Annotated in this window: 16 protein-coding genes; 6 read left to right on the plus strand and 10 right to left on the minus strand. The window is 72.0% G+C overall.

The annotated features are described in order from the left end of the window. Positions 1 to 32: 32 nt before the first annotated feature. Together ABD331_RS35695 and ABD331_RS35700 are read right to left on the minus strand one after the other, a co-directional pair. A complete protein-coding gene (locus ABD331_RS35695; RefSeq protein ID WP_344484924.1) occupies positions 33 to 602 on the minus strand; it encodes a hypothetical protein in 570 nt (189 codons plus the stop codon). A gap of 29 nt (positions 603 to 631) precedes the next feature. Next, positions 632 to 1,033, minus strand: a complete 402-nt coding sequence (locus ABD331_RS35700; RefSeq protein ID WP_344484927.1) for a MerR family transcriptional regulator — start codon at positions 1,031 to 1,033, stop codon at positions 632 to 634. A gap of 109 nt (positions 1,034 to 1,142) precedes the next feature. On the opposite strand from ABD331_RS35700, the gene ABD331_RS35705 reads away from it, so the two are divergent. Beyond that, positions 1,143 to 2,039, plus strand: a complete 897-nt coding sequence (locus ABD331_RS35705) for an alpha/beta hydrolase family protein (protein ID WP_344484930.1) — start codon at positions 1,143 to 1,145, stop codon at positions 2,037 to 2,039. A gap of 5 nt (positions 2,040 to 2,044) precedes the next feature. Here ABD331_RS35705 and ABD331_RS35710 read toward each other — a convergent pair whose 3' ends face one another. Together ABD331_RS35710 and ABD331_RS35715 are read right to left on the minus strand one after the other, a co-directional pair. Continuing rightward, positions 2,045 to 4,810 (minus strand): family 78 glycoside hydrolase catalytic domain, encoded by a 2,766-nt coding sequence (locus ABD331_RS35710; RefSeq protein WP_344484933.1) that lies wholly within the window; start codon positions 4,808 to 4,810, stop codon positions 2,045 to 2,047. Next, the gene (locus ABD331_RS35715; protein WP_344484935.1) at positions 4,807 to 6,120 is read right to left on the minus strand and encodes an MFS transporter; all 1,314 of its coding nucleotides are present in this window, start codon (positions 6,118 to 6,120) and stop codon (positions 4,807 to 4,809) included. Before ABD331_RS35715 ends, ABD331_RS35710 begins: the two co-directional genes overlap by 4 nt. A gap of 168 nt (positions 6,121 to 6,288) precedes the next feature. On the opposite strand from ABD331_RS35715, the gene ABD331_RS35720 reads away from it, so the two are divergent. Then, positions 6,289 to 7,305 carry a LacI family DNA-binding transcriptional regulator gene (locus tag ABD331_RS35720; RefSeq protein ID WP_344484937.1) on the plus strand — a complete coding sequence of 339 codons (1,017 nt, stop codon included), beginning with the start codon at positions 6,289 to 6,291 and terminating at the stop codon, positions 7,303 to 7,305. A gap of 196 nt (positions 7,306 to 7,501) precedes the next feature. Here the strand turns inward: ABD331_RS35720 and ABD331_RS35725 are convergent, their stop codons facing one another. Together ABD331_RS35725 and ABD331_RS35730 are read right to left on the minus strand one after the other, a co-directional pair. Next, complete coding sequence (locus ABD331_RS35725; protein ID WP_344484939.1) at positions 7,502 to 8,083, minus strand: hypothetical protein; 582 nt, start codon at positions 8,081 to 8,083, stop codon at positions 7,502 to 7,504. Beyond that, positions 8,076 to 8,684: an RNA polymerase sigma factor gene (locus tag ABD331_RS35730; RefSeq protein WP_344484942.1), complete on the minus strand. Its 609-nt coding sequence runs from the start codon at positions 8,682 to 8,684 to the stop codon at positions 8,076 to 8,078. Before ABD331_RS35730 ends, ABD331_RS35725 begins: the two co-directional genes overlap by 8 nt. A gap of 180 nt (positions 8,685 to 8,864) precedes the next feature. On the opposite strand from ABD331_RS35730, the gene ABD331_RS35735 reads away from it, so the two are divergent. Beyond that, the gene (locus tag ABD331_RS35735; protein WP_344484945.1) at positions 8,865 to 9,407 is read left to right on the plus strand and encodes a hypothetical protein; all 543 of its coding nucleotides are present in this window, start codon (positions 8,865 to 8,867) and stop codon (positions 9,405 to 9,407) included. Positions 9,408 to 9,483: 76 nt separating this feature from the next. On the opposite strand, the gene ABD331_RS35740 is transcribed toward ABD331_RS35735, so the two are convergent. Next, positions 9,484 to 9,909 carry a BP74-related protein gene (locus ABD331_RS35740; protein WP_344484948.1) on the minus strand — a complete coding sequence of 142 codons (426 nt, stop codon included), beginning with the start codon at positions 9,907 to 9,909 and terminating at the stop codon, positions 9,484 to 9,486. A gap of 225 nt (positions 9,910 to 10,134) precedes the next feature. Between ABD331_RS35740 and ABD331_RS35745 the strand changes: the two genes are divergently transcribed. After that, positions 10,135 to 11,337 (plus strand): SMI1/KNR4 family protein, encoded by a 1,203-nt coding sequence (locus tag ABD331_RS35745; RefSeq protein WP_344484951.1) that lies wholly within the window; start codon positions 10,135 to 10,137, stop codon positions 11,335 to 11,337. 28 nt (positions 11,338 to 11,365) lie between these two features. Here ABD331_RS35745 and ABD331_RS35750 read toward each other — a convergent pair whose 3' ends face one another. Then, positions 11,366 to 12,271 (minus strand): S41 family peptidase, encoded by a 906-nt coding sequence (locus ABD331_RS35750; protein ID WP_344484954.1) that lies wholly within the window; start codon positions 12,269 to 12,271, stop codon positions 11,366 to 11,368. 284 nt (positions 12,272 to 12,555) lie between these two features. On the opposite strand from ABD331_RS35750, the gene ABD331_RS35755 reads away from it, so the two are divergent. Continuing rightward, a complete protein-coding gene (locus ABD331_RS35755) occupies positions 12,556 to 13,065 on the plus strand; it encodes an RICIN domain-containing protein (RefSeq protein WP_344484957.1) in 510 nt (169 codons plus the stop codon). Positions 13,066 to 13,284: 219 nt separating this feature from the next. Continuing rightward, positions 13,285 to 13,965, plus strand: a complete 681-nt coding sequence (locus ABD331_RS35760) for a hypothetical protein (protein WP_344484961.1) — start codon at positions 13,285 to 13,287, stop codon at positions 13,963 to 13,965. Positions 13,966 to 14,139: 174 nt separating this feature from the next. On the opposite strand, the gene ABD331_RS35765 is transcribed toward ABD331_RS35760, so the two are convergent. Together ABD331_RS35765 and ABD331_RS35770 are read right to left on the minus strand one after the other, a co-directional pair. Next, a complete protein-coding gene (locus ABD331_RS35765) occupies positions 14,140 to 16,020 on the minus strand; it encodes a hypothetical protein (RefSeq protein ID WP_344484963.1) in 1,881 nt (626 codons plus the stop codon). A 216-nt stretch (positions 16,021 to 16,236) separates the two neighbouring features. Further along, positions 16,237 to 17,037 carry a hypothetical protein gene (locus ABD331_RS35770; RefSeq protein ID WP_344484966.1) on the minus strand — a complete coding sequence of 267 codons (801 nt, stop codon included), beginning with the start codon at positions 17,035 to 17,037 and terminating at the stop codon, positions 16,237 to 16,239. Between the last annotated feature and the right edge of the window lie 5 nt (positions 17,038 to 17,042).

Consider the following 17,042-nt stretch of genomic DNA (forward strand, 5'->3'; position numbering starts at 1 on the left):
CTGCGACCGAGTCCGGGGAGGTGGGGCCAGCGTCAGTCCTCGTGCACCCCTGGCGGCGCATAGATGAGGCGATGCGCGTACAGCAGGTTTCCCGCTACTTCCGCAGCCACCCCGAAGGGGCTGTCGTGCAGGTCCACGGGCATCGCCTCGCGCGTGCTCAGGAACCACACCATCCCGGCGATCGGCTTGGCAGCGGGAAAGGGGAACGGCACCTCGTCCTCGTTGACATGCAGGATCTCGTACAGGGCGCTGCTCACGTCCGGCACCTCGGCCCGCACCTCATCCTCCCCTGCGTCCGGCTGGATGGCGCGGTACGCACTCCGCCCCGCCTCGACGAGCTGCTCGAAGTCCGCGACGTGATGATCGGTACGGGTCAGGACAGAGAGCACGCCGCCGGTCCGGGCGGGTTCCGGCGCCGCCGTGACGGAGGTGAGGGCATCGTCATAGGACGCGAGTGCCCGCAGCACGGCGCCGCGCTCGGCGGAGGGGTCCGTGCCGGCCGTCAGCACGGCCAGGTGCCCGTCGATGGCCTCCTTCAGTGCTTGAGCCGCGACCCGTAACGCCGCGACACTGCTCTCATCCGGTTGCGCCGCATCGACCATGCGGTCACCCTCCATCTCACGTGAGCCCATCAATTCCGAGTGAACCCCCTATACGGGGTGTCGCCGGCGCGGCAGGATCGGCCGGTGCGCAGGTTGGCGCCGACGTTGGTGATGACCGAGTCGAGCCGGTCGCGCGTGCCGGTGAGGTCGGCGATGTGCCGGTCGAGGTGGTCGCGTTCGGCGGCCAGGCGGGCGAGCAGTTCGGGAGTGGCGCGGCCGTCGACGACGCAGGGGAGAAGCTCGGCGATGGTCTTGCTGGACAGGCCGGCGGCGTACAACTGCTGGATGAGCCGGACCCGGTCCACCGCGCTGCCGGGGTAGTGGCGCTGACCGCTGGAGCTGCGTCCGGCGGCGAGAAGCCCCTGCTGCTCGTAGTACCGCAGCGACCGGACGCTGACGCCCGTCGCGGCGGCGAGTTCCCCGATGCGCATCCGGCCCCTCCGTGATGTGTGACACACGCCTTGCCTCTGACATGGATGTCAGGTTTTAGCGTACCCGGGTGCGGCCGACAGCCGGCCACCACACCTCCTGGAGACACCCATGATCATTTCGGTGAAGCCGATCGTGCTGCCCGCCCCCGAGCGCGGCGAGGACCTGCGGGTGCGCGTATCCGCGCCCGTCACCGGGCGCGACCTGCCGATCGTCCTGTTCGCGCACGGGTTCGGCTCGCATCTGGACGCCTACGCGCCCCTGACCGACTACTGGGCCGCGCACGGCTTCGTGGTGGTCCAGGCCACCCACCTGGACTCCAGGAGGTCGGGCCTCGCCGCGGACGACCCCCGCAGGCCCCGGACGTGGCGGATCCGGGTCGCCGACCTGAAGCGCATGCTCGACGACCTCGACGTGCTGGAGGCGGCCGTCCCCGGCCTGGCCGGACGGGTGGACCACGCCCGTGTCGCCGCGGCCGGGCACTCGTTCGGCGGCCACACCGCCGCGATGCTGCTGGGCCTGCGCGTCACCGACCCGCGGACCGGGGTTGCCGAGGACCTGTCCGACCCGCGGGTCACGGCAGGCGTCCTGCTGGCCACGGCAGGGAGGGGCGGCGATCACCTGACCCCCTACGCCACCGAGCACCTCCCCTGGCTGCGTGAGGTGGACTTCTCCCACCTCACCGCCCCCGCCCTGGTGGTCGCGGGCGACAAGGACCACCTCCCGGTGACCACCCGGGGGCCGGAGTGGACCACCGAGCCCTACACCCTCAGCCCCAAAGGCAAGAGCCTGCTCACCGTCTTCGGCGGCGAGCACCTCCTCGGCGGCATCTCCGGTTACGACGCCGCCGAGACCACCGACGAGAACCCTGATCGCGTCGCCCTCGTCCAGCGGGTCACCCTCGCCTACCTGCGCCACGTCCTCGGCGTCGACAGTTCCGCCTGGACCGCGGCGCAGGCGGAGCTCACCGGCGCCCCGCACCCGATGGGGCGACTCGAATCCAAGTGAGCTCGTCAGCCGTGGTGAGCCGCCACGGCCGCGTCGAACAGCAGTTGCAGCTCCCCCACCCGCTCGGGCGTGGCGCGCGGGGCGACCACCGCGGCCAGTTCGGTCAGCGGGAGCGGGAGGCCGCGCGCGGCCAGCGCCGCCGCGCCGGCCTCGTCGCCGGCGATGCCCTCCGACGCCATGATCGCGGTCAGCCGCCGCCACAGCCCGGCGTCGTCCAGGGCGTCGGCGATCGACTCCGGCCGCCTGGGCGTGTCGGAGTAGGCGGTCCGCCACCGGTGGGTGCCCGCGCCGACCCGTTCCGGCGATGAGCCGGGCAGGTGGACGGTGGCGCTGGTGCCCGGCGGCACCTCGACGTCGAGCGTCAGCGTGCCGTCCGCCACGCGCCAGGCGACCGCGGCCCTGCCGTACCTGGTCTCCAGGTCCGCCTCCGCCCAGGTCAGCCCGTACCCGGGGAGAGGGCGCACGTCCAGCTCCCGGTAACCGGGAGCGGCGGGCGCGAGCCCGGCCACCCGCCGGTGCAGCCAGTCGGCAATCGCCCCGAGCGCGTAGTGGTTGAAGGAGGTCATCTGGCCGGGGTTGATGCGGCCGTCGGGCAGCATGCTGTCCCAGCGTTCCCAGATCGTGGTCGCGCCCATGGTGACCGGGTAGAGCCACGAGGGGCAGGAGCGCTCCAGGAGCAGGCGGTAGGCCAGGTGCGGGTGGCCCGCGTCGGTGAGGGCGTCGGCGATGAGCGGCGTGCCGACGAAGCCGGTGGCCACGCGGAAGCCGTTGGCCCGCACGAGGTCGGCCAGCCGGGCGCCGGCCGCCTCGCGCTGGCCGGGCGTGGGCAGCAGGTCCCACAGCAGCGCCATCGCGTACGCGGTGGGCGTGTCGTTCATCAGCCGTCCGCCCGGGGTGACGTAGGCGGCGGCGAAGGCCGCGCGGACCTTGGCGGCCAGCGCGCGGTACCGCTCGGCGTCGTCCCGGTGCCCCAGCACGCCGGCGGCCCTGGCCAGCAGGTCGGCGCTCCTGACGAAGTGCGCGGTCGCGACCAGGTCCTTGTCGGTGCGGGCCGCCCCCGGCTCGTCGGGCGGCGCGGCCGGGTCCAGCCAGTCGCCGAACTGGAAGCGCCCGGTCCACAACCCGTCCTCACCGGCGAAGGCGTCGAGGCGCTCGACCCAGGCGCGCATGCTCGGGTACTGCTCGCGCAGCACTTCGGGGTCGCCGTAGCGCTCGTACAGCGTCCAGGGGACGATCGTGGCCGCGTCGCCCCAGGCCGCCGCCGCGGGCAGGATGTTGTGGTGGATGTTCGGCACGACGAACGGCACGCAGCCGTCCTCGAACTGCTCCGCCGCCAGGTCGCGCAGCCAGGAGGCCAGGAAGGCCGAGCAGTCGGCGAGGAAGGCGGCGGTCGGCGCGAAGACCTGGATGTCGCCGGTCCAGCCGAGCCGTTCGTCCCGCTGGGGGCAGTCGGTGGGCACGTCGAGGAAGTTGCCGCGCATGCTGCGCACCACGTTGTCGTGCAGGGTCTGCACGTCGGGGTCCGAGCAGCGGAAGCGGCCGGTCGCGGGCAGGTCGGAGCTGAGGACGACGGCCTCCACGGACTCGATGTCCCCGGGTTCTACGCCGTCGAGGCTCGCGTACCTGAACCCGTGGAACGTCAGCGACGGCTCCAGCACCTCGGTCGCGCCGCCGGCCAGCAGGTAGCGGTCGGTGGCCTTCGCGCTGCGCAGGGGGCGGGTGCCGAGTTCGCCCTGCTCCAGGACCTCGGCGTGGCGGACGACGATCTCCTGGCCCGGCCGTCCCCGTACGCGCAGCCGTACCCAGCCCACGAGGTTCTCCCCGAAGTCCACCAGCAGCACGCCGGACGGCGAGCGGAAGGGGGCCCCGCCGGGCACCACGGCGACCGGGCGCACGGGCGGCGTGTCGGCGGGGAAGAGCCGGTCGAGCGGCTCGTCGAGCACGTCCACCGGCTCGGACGGGCCGCGGCCTTCGCGCAGGTCGGTGGTCTGGCCGTCGTACAGGTCGTCGGCGAGCACGCCTGTCGAGTGCGCCCGCCAGGTCTCGTCCGTCGCGACGACGTGGCGGCTGCCGTCGGCGCACTCGATCTCGAGTTGCGCGAGCAGCGCCAGCCGGTCGCCGTAGAACGCGCGTTCCCCGCGCCAGTACAGCCGGCCGCGGTACCAGCCGTTGCCCAGCAGCGCGGTGATCTCGTTGCCGCCAGCGCGCAGCAGCCCGGTCACGTCGTGGGTGCGGAAGCGCAGCCGGTTCTGGTACGACGTCCAGCCGGGCGCCAGCTCCTCGTCGGTCACGCGCTCGCCGTTGATCCGCGTCACGTGCAGGCCGAGCGCGGTGACGTGCAGCCGGGCCCGCGTCACGGCCGCGGGCAGCTCGATCGTCCTGCTGAGCAGGGGCGCGGCGGTGAGCAGGCCGCCGAGCGTACGGGGTGAGACGAAGCGCGCCGCCCAGTCCGCCGCGCCGAGCGGCGGGTTCTCGAACGGCAGCGGGTCGCTCCACGGCGTCCACGCGCCGCCGGACCTGACGCCGACCCTGATCGTGCCCCGGGCGCGGGCGGCCAGCGGTTCGAACGGCCAGGGCACGCCGATCTGGCCGGTGCCGTCCTCGACGTGGGTGACGGGTGCGCCGCCGTCGAGGGTCAGCTCGATCCTGCGGGCGTCGAAGCCCGCCGCCGCCCGGCCGACCCGCCACGACAGGCGGGGGCGCGGGCCCGGCATGCCGTCGAGGCGCAGGCCGGTCGGTGCGGTGAGGACGTGGTCGGTCGCGGCGGTCATCGGGTGGCCTCCTCGGGGGCAGCGGCTGGTCCGGCGGGCGTAGCTTGTTCGGCGGGCGCGGCTTGTTCGGCGGCCAGGGCGCGGCGGCGCATCGGGAAGATCCACGCCCAGCCGATCACGGCGGCGATGAGCACCGCGCTCAGCAGCACTCCCATCAGGGCGCGCGGGCTGGAGTCCGCGATCGCCGGGGTGACCAGCGCGAACCCCGCGGCCACGAACCGTGTGAAGGCGATGGCGATGCCCTGCGCGGTGCCCCTGATCAGGGTGGGGAAGAACTCCTGCGCCCACACCTTGAAGATCACCTCACCGGCGAAGCCCGCGCCGATCGTGATGCAGAACTTGAGGATGATCAGCGTCACCGTGTTCACGCCGACGATCAGGGGGATCGCCGCCCCGGCCGCCATGATGAGGACGCCGAGGGTGTAGAGCGGCATGCGGGCGGGCCCGTCCACGAACTTCATGAAGATCAGGACGGTGATGAACCCCAGCGGGTACGCCAGCAGCCCGACGAGGGTCGCGGTCGAGACCTCCGCGCCCGCGACCTCGGTGAACAGGAACGTCTGGAACTGGCCGAAGGTGTTGGCGACCAGGTTGCCGATCGCGTAGAACAGCCCGAGGCCGATCACCGCGGCGAGCAGCGGCCCTGACGCGAGCCTGCGCAGGGAGTCGCCGCGGGAGATGGAAGGGTCGGCGGGCGTCTGCCGCTGCCGGTCGCGCTCGCGTACCCACTCCTCGGACTCGCGCAGGCGCTGCCGCAGGACGAGCACCACGGCGGCGACGACCAGCACGTGGAGGTAGATGATCCGCGCGCCCGTCGCGCCGAGACCGGAGACCAGGAAGCCGATGAGGTAGGCGGCCAGGCCGCCGCAGCTCCACAGGACCTGGGAGAAGGCGACAAGCCGGGCGCGCCGGTCCTTCGGCGCCTCCTCGGCCACCAGCGCGAGCGAGGTCGGGATGTCGGCCCCCATCGCCAGGCCGGTGACGCCCACGCCCACGAAGATCATCCATGGGTTCGCCGCGAAGGCGAGCAGGGCCAGGCCGGCCAGGAACACCACCAGGTCGTAGGTGAAGACCCGGCGCCTGCCCAGCAGGTCGCCCAGGCGCCCGCCGAGGAGCGCGCCGACGGCCAGGCCCAGGGTCAGGATCGACGAGGCCGCCCCGATCATCCAGGGGGTCAGGCCGAGTTGCTGCTTGTACAGGACGAGTGCGGTGCCGGTGCCCACGATGGTGGCCGCGTCCATGTAGGACGCCATGCCGCCCAGCACGGCCGTGCGCCAGGCCCGCCGGGACGGGTTGTGCGTCGTTGCCATGAATACCTCTCGAAGGGGGATCATACGACCCTGCACGTCACAGGCCCGCACGTTGTCAGGACGTGATTGTAGATCGATCTACACAAAGCGCAAGAGCCTTGTTCTGTCCCACCGGTTCACGCAACCCCGAAAACCCGCCCCGGCCACGAAGGTCGCTATGTTGCTGACATGACCTCGACGCGCCCGACGATCTCCGACGTGGCGGCCGCGGCCGGAGTGTCGCGGGCCGCGGTGTCGAAAGTGCTCCGCGACGCCTACGGCGTGAGCCCCGCCATGCGCGAGCGCGTCGAGACCGCCATCGCCGAGCTGGGCTACCGCCCCCGCGAGGCCGCCCGCGCCATGCGCACCTCGACGCGCACGATCGGCGTGGCGGTGCCGCTGCTGCGCGGCCAGTTCTTCGCCGACATCCTCGACGGCGTGTACGAGGCGCTCGACCCCGGGCCGTACCGCATGCTCGTCTCACCCTTCGACCACGAGAGCGCCGAGCGCAACCCCGGCATGGAGTCGCTGTGGGACCGCGAGGTCGAGGCGCTGATCGTCGTCTCCCCCAAGGTCGGCACCGCCTGGCTCGACGCCTTCGCGCGGCGGCTGCCCACCGTGGTCGTGGCCCGCCACGACCACGGCGAGCACTACGACAGGGTCGTGGACGACGACCACGCCGGCGCGGCGCTGGCCGTGCAGCACCTGGCCGGCCTCGGCCACCGCCGCATCACCCACCTGTCGCACGACGTCACCGGCCCGGGGGTGCTCAGCCCGCACGCCGTGCGCGAGGCCGGTTACCGCGAGGCGATGCGGCGGCTCGGCCTGGAGGAGCACATCGAGGTCGTGCACTGCGGCGGCAGCGAGGCCGCGACGGAGGAGGCGACGAACGCGCTGCTCGACGGCGCCGGGCGGCCCACCGCCCTGTTCGTCGGCTCCGACCAGGGGGCGTTCGGCAGCATGCGCGCGCTGGCCGGACGCGGCCTCCGGGTGCCCGAGGACATCTCGGTCGCGGGCTACGACGACACCCAGTTCGCCTCACACCCCCGTTTCTCCCTCACCACCGTCGCCCAGTACGGGGCGACGATGGGGCGGGTGGCGGCGCGGTTCGCGCTCGAACGCGTCGAGGGCCGGACGGAGCGGCGCGAGTGGGTGTCCGAACCGGCCCTGATCGAACGCCGATCGACGGGCTCCCCGCCGGGATGACGCCTGTGCGGAGCTGACCGATCGGCTCGCTGATCGGCCGGTACGCGCCGCGTCTTGGTCTCGCTGATCGGCCGGTACGCGCCGTGTCTTGGCCTCGCTGATCGGCCGGTACGCGCCGCGTCTTGGCCTCGCTGATCGGCCGGAACGCGCCGCGTCTTGGCTCGGACGCTCTTTTGCCGGACGCGGCGCCGGCCGGTCACCGGGCGTCGACCAGCACGCAGTCGCCGACCGGGCCGTCGGAGACCAGGTCCCGGACCCCGGCCTGCACGAACTGACCGCCGACCTCCTCGGTGACGAACTCCAGCACCGCCGTCTGCCCCGGCCTCAGCACGGACGGGTCGATGCGGAAGCCCGGCCCGTCCGCCTCCTCCTCGGCGGTCAGCGGCGACGCCAGGCGCACGCCGGGCACCCAGGTGGTGCTGCGCGGCTGCTTGCAGGTCTTGCCGACCGGCATGTAGTCGACGACCGCGTGCACGCCGCGCCCGCGCAGCTCGGCCTGCAGCCCCTTGGGGTCCTTGGCCTCGTAGATGTGGACGGTGATGGTGCCGTCGGGGTTGTCGCGCAGCGCGTACGCCGGCGACGGCGAGGCCAGGAGGAAGGCCGCGCCCGCCGCGCAGGCGGCCGCGGCGGCCACCACGGCGCCGCGCCGGCGACGCCGGGTGTGTTCGTGGACGGTGATCTGGGCCATGACCTGCTCCTTGAGTGCTCGTCTGCGGCCCTCGGGCAGCCGGTGCCGCAGCGGCGGCAGCAGCGCGGCCAGCTCTTCGCGCTCATCCATCGCCTGTCTCCCCTGCTCGTGGTGTGGCGGGCCGGGCCGCGTCGTTCGCGGCCACCCTCTGTCTGTCCGTCAGCCCCGCCCCGGTTCGCAGGGCGCGCTCCAGGTTGCGGCGGCCCCGCCACAGCCGGGACTTGACGGTGCCGATCGGGACGGCGAGTGCCTGCGCGATCTCGGCGTAGTCCAGCTCCGCCCAGACGTACAGGGCGACGACCTCCCGATCGTGGTGACCGAGCGTGGCCAGTGCCCGCGCCACCGCCTCGACCTGCTCGCGGTCGGCGGCCGGCTCGGTCACGTCGTCCAGGTGGCCGAGGGGCGGCTCGGCGCGCAACCGGGCCAGCAGGTCGTGGCGGCGGCGCCGGCCGCGCCGCTCGTTGCGGGCGAGGTTCGTCGCGATGCCCAGCAGCCAGGGCCGCAGCGACCCGCCGTCGGGGGTGAGGCCGCGCCGGGCGCGCCAGGCGTGCAGGAACGTCAGCGACGTCACGTCCTCCGCCGCCGACCAGTCTCCGAGCAGGGCCAGGGCGTGCCGGTAGACCGTGCCGGAGTGCTCGTCGAACAGTGCGGCGAACGCCTCGTGGTCCCCGGCGCGGATCCTGTACCGCATAGAGGTGTCCATGCCTTCTTCACTGTCCGCCTCATCCGCTCCGGTTCGCCAGAAGGCGGTTGACCGGTATGCGGGGCTGGTCACGTCGATGGCGCGCGGCGGGACGGACACGTGTGCTCGCGCTGCCGCCCGCCCGATAAGGTCGGCGTGTCGCCCCACCGGATCGATGAGCAGGAGACCATGCAGCCCTTCCCTGGCCACGAGCAGAGTCTTCCTGCCGGCGTGTGCGCCGATCTGTCCCTACTGCTGTGGGGGCGCTGGGCGATCACGGGCCTGCAGCTCGCCGGCGGGGAGATGGGTCCGGCGTACCTGATCAGCGCCTCGTCCGGGGAGTGGTCGCTGTTGTCCGCCTACCCCCGCGAGGCCGCGGCGCAGTGGTCGGCCAGCCTGTACCGGGGGCCGGATGAGTATGTCGTCCTCGAACGCGAGGAGTTCACCCGCATCGTCGCGGGCACCCACGACGACCGGGCGCGCGTCTGGGCCGCGAAGGAGCATCTCCTGCTGCCGCCGGAGGAGCACGAGGACGGCCCGGCCGGCGATGAGCCTGCGGGGATCGACGGCGAGACGCGGATGGACTACAGCGGTTTCATGACCATCCACGGCAGCAGCGCCGTGTACACCGAGCTGCTCAGTCGCCAACAGCAGTTCGGCCGCTTCGTCATCACGGGCAGCGACCTGCTGGCATTGGACGAGGGCGTCTACATCGAGACCAGCGGCCTCTGACCGGCGATGCGGTGGTGCCGCCACATCGCGGGCGGCCCCCGGAGCGGTGCTCCAGGGGCCGCGACGGCAGGTGCGGCTATGGCCTGAGCTCGCGCACGAGCCTGGAGGACCAGTCGCACCAGTGAAGACCGGGCAGGAACGCCCCACCGGCTTCGTCCAGATGCTCTTCGACGTAGGGGATGGTGGCGTCGCAGACTTCGATCGCGTAGTCGAAGAAGCTGATCGTCTCGGGGTTCAGGTGGTAGCTCCAGCGCGGGTTGTAGGGGGCCATGCGCTTGACGATGCGCCCGTGGACGTGCGGCTGTTCCGTGGTGGTGCCGCTGAGCAGGTCACGGGCGTGCTGGATCTGGGCGGGGTTGGTGAGCTGGAGGACGAACTCCTCGCGGGAGTAGTCGGTCATCACGAAGTAGGCCGCCGGCGCCGCCTGGGCGGGTGGGGTGGAGACGGTGAGCGCCGCGACGGCGACGATTGCCGCGAGGATTCTGGCCAGGATGCTGTGCATGGAGACCCCTCTCACTGACGCGCAACTACTCTGCGTTGTTGCCGCATGCGCTAAGTAATCACGCCCAGATGAGAACAGCCCCTGACGTCACAGTGATAACGCCGTCACCTTCCGCAACAACCCGCCATGGACGCGTTCCAGCCCGCCTCCCACCGCGCGTGCCGCCCTGCCCCGGGCCACTTGCACGGGCCACGCCGATGATCGATAACGGATAGCCTGCCGGACGTGCGACGACCGAAACGATTAACGATCCCCCGGGCGGTGTGGCTCGCGCTCACGGCGGCCCTCGCGGCGGTGGCGGCGGTGCTGACGATGAAGCGTTTCCTGCGCCTGCCCGCCGAGCGAAGCCGGGACGATCCGGCACCGGCTGCCCCCGCCGACACCGGGCAGCCCGCCGTCGTACCGATCCTGGGCACACCCACGCCACGCGACCTGGAGCGTCTGGCCGCCAAGCCGTCCCTTCTGGACCGCCCTCCGGCCGAGGCGCGCCCGCCGCGGGAGCCCCTGAGCGCGGCGGCTCGCCGTCGCCTGACCCGGTGGGGCGTGGCGGGCTGCGCGCTCGTCCTGCTGGCCTCCTGCACCCAGTTGCTGGAGTCGGCCGTCTTCTCCCAGGCGCCGCAGACGTCGGTCACCGGCGAAGTCGGCTTCTCTTTCGCGGAGCTGGAGGAACAGGCGTGTGACCCCGCACTCGGACAGGCCCAGGAAGCCTGCCTGTCCCAGGCGCCCCTCAGCGACGGCCCGCCCTCGCCCGCGCCGATCGCGCCACCCGGCCCCGACCTCTCGGACGAGGACTGCCAGTCCCAGACCGCCACGCCACGCGTACGCGCGATCGACGCGAAGGTGGTCCGGGCGGTCAACCGGCAGTGGCGGCGGATCGAGTCCTGGCTGCGCGAGCACGCCCCGCGCAGCTACCGTACGCTCGGCAAGCCCGGCAAGGCGGCGGACATCGCGGCGGCCGAGGCCGAGATGGGCCTGCGCTTCCCCGACGACCTGCGCGCGTCACTGCTGCGGCACGACGGATCCGTCCACCTCGACGACGTCTGGGCGTTCGGGTTCCTGGGCCACACGAACGCGAGCGTCGCGGAGATCCTGACCGACTGGCGGGGCCTGTGCGAGATCGACAGCGAGAACGAAGGGGACGGGGGCGACGAGAACGCGCGCTCGCAGTGGTGGGACGGGCGCATGCTGGCCGTCGGCGCCGACGGGATGGGCGATCATCTCGTGGTAGATTCGGAGCAGCGCGACGTCGGCACGACCGACCACGAGGGCAGCATGAGCTTCAGGCCTGGCGGGGTGCGGATCCGTTCGTTCCACGCTCTGCTGAGGGCGACGGCCGACGCGATGGAGAACGGCACGTCCATCGGGTACTGGAAGCCCAGAGCGGTCGCTGGTGAAGTGGAGTGGGACGTCCTCGACCTCCGCCCTTGATCCGGAACGGGAACGGCGGCCGGCCGCGTCAGCCCGCCAGCCGGGCGAGGGCCAGCGCGTGCGCCCGGGCGAGGGAGTCGGCGGCAGCACAGGGGACGTCCGGCTGCACACCGGCGCCCTCCCAGTTCGTGCCCGAGACGGGGTTGACGGCGCGGCCGGTGGGGACGGTGGCTTCCAGGTGGGGGTGCACGGTCCAGCCCTTGCACGGGTGCGCGCCGCCGCGGGTGGGCTCGCCGACGACGACGGCGCGGCCGAGCTGCTGCAGATCGTAGGCCAGTTCTTCGGCGGCGGAGAACGTACTGGCACTGGACAGCACGTACAACGGCTTGCTGCCGCCGAAACGCGCGCCGGGGACGTGCGGCAGGCTCCACGACTGCTCGCTGCGCTCGCCCCCGCGCCAGTGCATGGTGTTGAGGTGGGTGCGCTCGTCCAGGAGGTAGCTGCAGACGAAGGCGACGGTGTCCGGGTCGCCGCCGCGGTTCCCGCGAAGGTCCACGATCAGCGCCCGGGCTCGGGACGCCAAGGTCAGCGCGGCGCTCAGCGGTTCGGCGGCCCAGTCCAGCGGGAACAGCATCGGAGCCAGCTCCACCAACGCCACTCCCCCGTCGAGCAGCTCCACCCGGGGCGCGCCGCCCAGCGAGGTGTCGAAGTCCCGGCGGATGGACTCCAGGATCGCCGCGCCCTCCCCGGGGGACACCGGGTCGGCGTGGTGCTTCAGCCGCAGGTGTTTGTCATCGTTGACGGACTGCAGGTCCGCGGTGACCAGACGGGCGAGTTCCTCGGCACTGTCCACGTCGTACGCGCCCTCGGCGAGGCGTCGTCGCAGCAGGTCGGCGAGCTGCTCGGCGATCTCGGGGAACACATAGTGCTCGGTCAGCAGCCGGGATGTCTCGTCGATGACAGGGGCGGGCTGAAGCTTCGTCTGAGTCGTCACGGCAGGGAGTAGATCACTGCCCTGACGAAAACGTCAAAAGCCGCTCATCGGACGAGCCGCGCCCGCAGCGGACGGAGGCCCGCTCCTGATCGCGCCTCCCGGGGAGGCGGACAGCGCGGCGCATCGCCGGGGCCCCGCCGGTCGCGACACCGGCGGTGTGACGATCGCGGCAGAGCCTGTGGCCTGCTCGAGGGGACGCGCACCAGCGTCTTTAGGCCACCGCCGAAACACCCTTGCCCCCTGACGACCGCGTATCGATGCTGCACGAAAGCGAAGGGAACCACATGACCCGCATCCGGAAGACCACTGCGGCCGTCATGGTCGCCGCGCTCGCGACGATCACCGGCCCACCGCCCGCCCACGCTGCCGCGACCTTCTACCTGCACAACCTCAAATCCCACAAGAACCTGCAGCCCCTCAACGGCAACCCGGCCAACGGCGCAAGGATCGTCCAGCAGCCCGAAAACCCCCTCCTGCTCGCACAGAGGTGGAGCTGGATCGCGGCCGGCGCGTACGACAGCCTGCACAACGCCGGCACCGGCAAGAACCTCGGCATCGACGGCGCCAGCACCGCCCTCGGCGCCCTGGCCATCCAGGCGAACCCGTCCAACGACTACAACCAGGACTGGCTCGTGCTGTTCGAGGGATATCCAGAGGGGTATTTCGCGCTGAAGAACCGCAAGAGCGGCATGTGTCTGGGCATCTCCATGGGCAGCACCGCCAACGGCGGACAGGCCGCCCAGTTCCCCTGCGACGGATCACCCAACCAGGGATGGACGACCTACCCTCAATAGCAGGATGCACCGTGGCACAGTCGAAGGCGGCGATACATGCGGGTGGCGATGGCGAGCGAGGCCGCAGGACGGCCCGGCCGCACGAACGAGGACTTCACCGGAGCCGTGCCGACAGCAGCGGTGCTGGTCGACGGTGCCGGCATTCCCGGCACGGAATCACTCTGCCGACACGGCGTAGCGTGGTACGCCAGCCGCTTGGGAGGCACCCTCCTCGCTCTGTTGTCACTCGCACCCGGCCGCAGCCTCCCTGCCCTGCTCGCCGACGCCATCGAGCAGGTGACGGACGCTCACCGAGACACCTGCGATGTCACCAACCGCTTGAGCCCGTCGGCGGCGGTGGCCATCCTGCGCCTGTCCGACGGCCTGGTCGAGTACCTGGTGCTCGGCGACGCGTACGTCGTGCTGGACAGAGCAGACGGCCCGCCACTCGTCGTCTCCGACCCCCGCGAGGTGGTGATCAGCCGCTCGTACGAGCCGGCGCTCAAGACCGCCACCGCAGGCAGCGACGAGTACAACAAGATCCTCAGCGACCTGCGCTCAAACCGGAACCATCCGGGCGGCTTCTGGGTGGCCAAGGACGACCCACGGGCGGCGCAGGAGGCCGTCACCGGAAACTGCCCGGCCTCAGGGCTGACCCCCGCCGGCGCCGCTCTCCTCAGCAACGGCGCCAGCGGCATCGTGGACCGGTTCGGGCTCACCGACTGGCCAGGGGTGATGGCCGTCCTGGCGTCGAGCGGACCGGACGAGATCCTCCGCCGGGTCCGGCAGGCGGAGGCCCAGTACGCGGTGGCGGCGGACGACGCGACGATCGCCCACTGCACCGGCTTCGGGCAGGCACCAAGAGCTGGACGGATGCGAGCCGGTGGCGTGATCGCCGGCGCGGCCGAAGGCGGGCGGTGACGCGCACGGCGACAACCTCGCCACAGTGACCGCCCTGCACCGGCGATCCGGCGCAACCCGGTCACCGCGACGGCGCAGTCACGTTCGGCCAGCAGCCTGCCGGTGATCCAGTTGCGGCAGCGGACCGGGGTGCGGGCGCGTACTCGGTGATGTGGCCGCACGCGCTCGGCGAGATCAGCCGCGCGGCCGGTGGACGATCTTCTCGGTCGAGCGGCCGGGATGGACGACGAGCAGATGCTCCTCCAGCGGCGCGTCGGGGTCGTTCTCGTCCCATGGCAGCGTGCGGGCATAGATCCGCAGCCGGTAGTGGCCTGGACCGGCGATGGCCAGGTCGGGCAGCGGCCCGGCCGCCCCGTTGTCACCACCCCTGGGGTACGTCGGCACGACCAGGCGGCCGCTGCGGCTGGTGATGCCCACCTCGACCACCTCTTCCCACCCGGTGAGCCGGAGCGGCGGAGCGCGGTTGAATGCTTTGACCGTCAAGCACATCGTCGTGTCCCCGTTGGTCAGGATGGCGGCGCTGCTGCCCACGACGTCGATGAAGCCGTCCTCAACGGCGTCGAAGACGTCGGCGACCTCGTCGCCGAGGCCGTGAATGTCTCCAGGATCGCCTACGCTGTCGTCACGATCGTCGAAGACGGCATAGCCGCCGCCTTCGGACAGGATGTACGCGGCCGTGCCCTGCCGCCTGGCCCGCACTCCGGGCCACGGGTCGGCGCACCGGGCGTTCATCTCGGCCTTCCACGCGGCTTCCTGCCGGTCACTCTCGGCCTGGCGACGGTCGGCCTCGGCGCTCTGCCGGGCGACGATGCCGGGGCACAGGTACTCCAGAGCCGCGGCCAGCTCGATGGTGTCGGCCGTGCCACCCGCCCGCTCGTGCAGCGCGTTCCGTTCACGCTCGGCGGGTAGCGCGCACAGCTCCGTGCCGTAGGCCAGGACGCGCTGGTCGGGCAGATCCGCGGGGAACATCGCGTCCGCCGCGAAGGTCTCGCCCCTGGCCACGCAGAGGAACGACCGCCGCCGCTCCGCGAGCCCGAGGCCGGCCGCCGGTCGGAGCCGGTCGCGGCAGCCCTCGCCGGCGGCCGTGTAGGTGAGCCGGGCGTCCCTCTCGGCACCGACCACGGCCATCGGCAGCACGAGCATGACGACGGCGGCGGCGAGCAGCCGCGGCGTCCGACCGGTTCCGGGCGCCGCGGCGCCCGGCCGGGGCGCGGCGAGCTCGTGCGCGGTGCGGGCCGCCCACACGACGATCAGCCCGTCGAGTGTGTGCACCACCAGCGACAGGCCGTCGAACCGCACCCGTTCGACCTGCAACAGCGAGTAGACCTGCGGGACGAGGAGGGCGGTCCAGCCGATGGCGAGCGTGACGGCGCTGAACCGCCCGTCGCGTCCCTGCCCGATGATGATCATTGCCTTGCAGCCAAGGGCCGCCATTGCCACCAAGAGCGACGACGTCAGCAGCGGAACCTCGGCGAACGACCGCAGCGTCGCAGCCAGGACCCCGGTCAGGCCGAGCCCGAGAGCGATGATCCGGAACCGGGCCGATACTCCCGCCAGAGTCCGCACCAGCAGGACCATGGTGGCGGCCCACACGATCCGGCTGGCGGCGTCCTGCACGACGTCGGAGATGAGTTCGAGGAGTTCCCAGAACAGCATGTCGCCGGCCACGTCCGCGTAGAGCAGACGCCGCAGCCACACCACATCACGCGGCAGCGCCCCGGCGCGCTGCGCAGGCGGGCCCCGCAGGATCTGCCACAGCGCCCACGCGTTGAGCACGCCGATCGCCGCGAGCAGGACCCGGGCCCCGTCGTCCCAAGGCCAGAAACCGGCCGTGGCGACGATGACGAACCACTGCCCGTCGTCGTACCCGGCGGCGACGGCGACGGCAGTCAGGTAGAGCGCGACGGCGACGGCGGCCGGACGCCCGAAGCGGTGGCGGGCGATGGCGGCCCGGAGTAAGGCGACGATGCGGATGATCTTATGGGACGGCCCGAGCCGGTCAGCCGGGGCCTGGTGAGAACAGGACGGCGGCCATCCGTCGGCGCGCCAACGCATCGGAGTGCTGCGCCGACACCACACCCCGATGGTGGGACACGTGGCCCGGACACAGTGCGCGGCGCGAGCGAGCGGTTGCCTGGCGGGCATGTCCGCCCACTGGCCGACGCGTCCGGGCCTGCCTGTCGCGTCCAGCACATCCGGCGCAAGACCAGGCCGGGCCACGCGGTCGCCAGAGCGCGGTGACAGCTCGCGACGAGACCGCGGTTTGCCATCTCATCGTCTGGCGGGCGGCTGCACAATGTCCGGGCCGCCGGTGTGCGGCGTTGGAACGTACCCTGCGTGCGGCTCCGGCAGCGCCGCCACACACGATGCGGAACATGCATTCACCAAGAACGGCAGCACGTCGGTGCCGACCAGGCGGGAGATCCAGACCTGGTGCAGCTCACTTCGGACCGGCCCGTCGCAGACGCTGCAAGTCCGCACCGCGTCGGCACCCCACACGCCCGGGTCGAGCGCTGCCAAGTTCGTTTCTCCAACGCCGGTCACCGGCCGTAGCTTCGGAAACGGTGGCCGGTATTTGAAATTGCCGTAGAGGACGCGGGTGCTCACTGTGCTGTCAGCCAGCTTGGCGCATCTGGTGAGCTCATACGGATACCAATGCAGTCTGTGAGAGGTGTAGGGCTCGAAGATCTCCAGGCTGGTCATGGCTCCGATCTCGGGCGGGATGCGAACCAGATTTGTGCCGTAGAGCACGAGCTGTTTGACGGCCGTCAGCTTCGCGATCGCCGGCGGTAGCGTGACAATTTGCCGCCGCTCGGGTGCGCTCAGATCCACGAACGGCTTGAATACCGTCCGTCCATCCGCAGCCGCCTCGTCGATCAGCGCAAGGAGACGCTGCCAGCCCGCTGCCTCGGTGTCCTGCCGATCCCCATGGAAGGAGACAGACGCAGGCCGGGTCGCGACCGAGTGGCCGACGCATTGGCAATGGTCGCGGGCAGGGCCGCCCGCACTGGGTCCGACCGCATCCGCGAAACGGTTGGGAAAGAGCTGCGGCGTCATCTTGTCTGGCCCCATGGGCG

The sequence above is a fragment of the Nonomuraea monospora genome, from assembly GCF_039531895.1.
Classification (GTDB): Bacteria; Actinomycetota; Actinomycetes; order Streptosporangiales; family Streptosporangiaceae; genus Nonomuraea; species Nonomuraea monospora.

Bases quoted from the DNA above. Each gene is read 5' to 3' on its own strand.
- ABD331_RS35695 (WP_344484924.1), bottom strand. From the start codon at position 602: ATGGTCGATGCGGCGCAACCGGATGAGAGCAGTGTCGCGGCGTTACGG.
- ABD331_RS35765 (WP_344484963.1), bottom strand. From the start codon at position 16,020: ATGCGTTGGCGCGCCGACGGATGGCCGCCGTCCTGTTCTCACCAGGCC.
- ABD331_RS35700 (WP_344484927.1), bottom strand. From the start codon at position 1,033: ATGCGCATCGGGGAACTCGCCGCCGCGACGGGCGTCAGCGTCCGGTCG.
- ABD331_RS35725 (WP_344484939.1), bottom strand. From the start codon at position 8,083: ATGGATGAGCGCGAAGAGCTGGCCGCGCTGCTGCCGCCGCTGCGGCAC.
- ABD331_RS35755 (WP_344484957.1), top strand. From the start codon at position 12,556: ATGACCCGCATCCGGAAGACCACTGCGGCCGTCATGGTCGCCGCGCTC.
- ABD331_RS35715 (WP_344484935.1), bottom strand. From the start codon at position 6,120: ATGGCAACGACGCACAACCCGTCCCGGCGGGCCTGGCGCACGGCCGTG.
- ABD331_RS35770 (WP_344484966.1), bottom strand. From the start codon at position 17,037: ATGGGGCCAGACAAGATGACGCCGCAGCTCTTTCCCAACCGTTTCGCG.
- ABD331_RS35710 (WP_344484933.1), bottom strand. From the start codon at position 4,810: ATGACCGCCGCGACCGACCACGTCCTCACCGCACCGACCGGCCTGCGC.
- ABD331_RS35735 (WP_344484945.1), top strand. From the start codon at position 8,865: ATGCAGCCCTTCCCTGGCCACGAGCAGAGTCTTCCTGCCGGCGTGTGC.
- ABD331_RS35730 (WP_344484942.1), bottom strand. From the start codon at position 8,684: ATGCGGTACAGGATCCGCGCCGGGGACCACGAGGCGTTCGCCGCACTG.
- ABD331_RS35720 (WP_344484937.1), top strand. From the start codon at position 6,289: ATGACCTCGACGCGCCCGACGATCTCCGACGTGGCGGCCGCGGCCGGA.
- ABD331_RS35705 (WP_344484930.1), top strand. From the start codon at position 1,143: ATGATCATTTCGGTGAAGCCGATCGTGCTGCCCGCCCCCGAGCGCGGC.
- ABD331_RS35740 (WP_344484948.1), bottom strand. From the start codon at position 9,909: ATGCACAGCATCCTGGCCAGAATCCTCGCGGCAATCGTCGCCGTCGCG.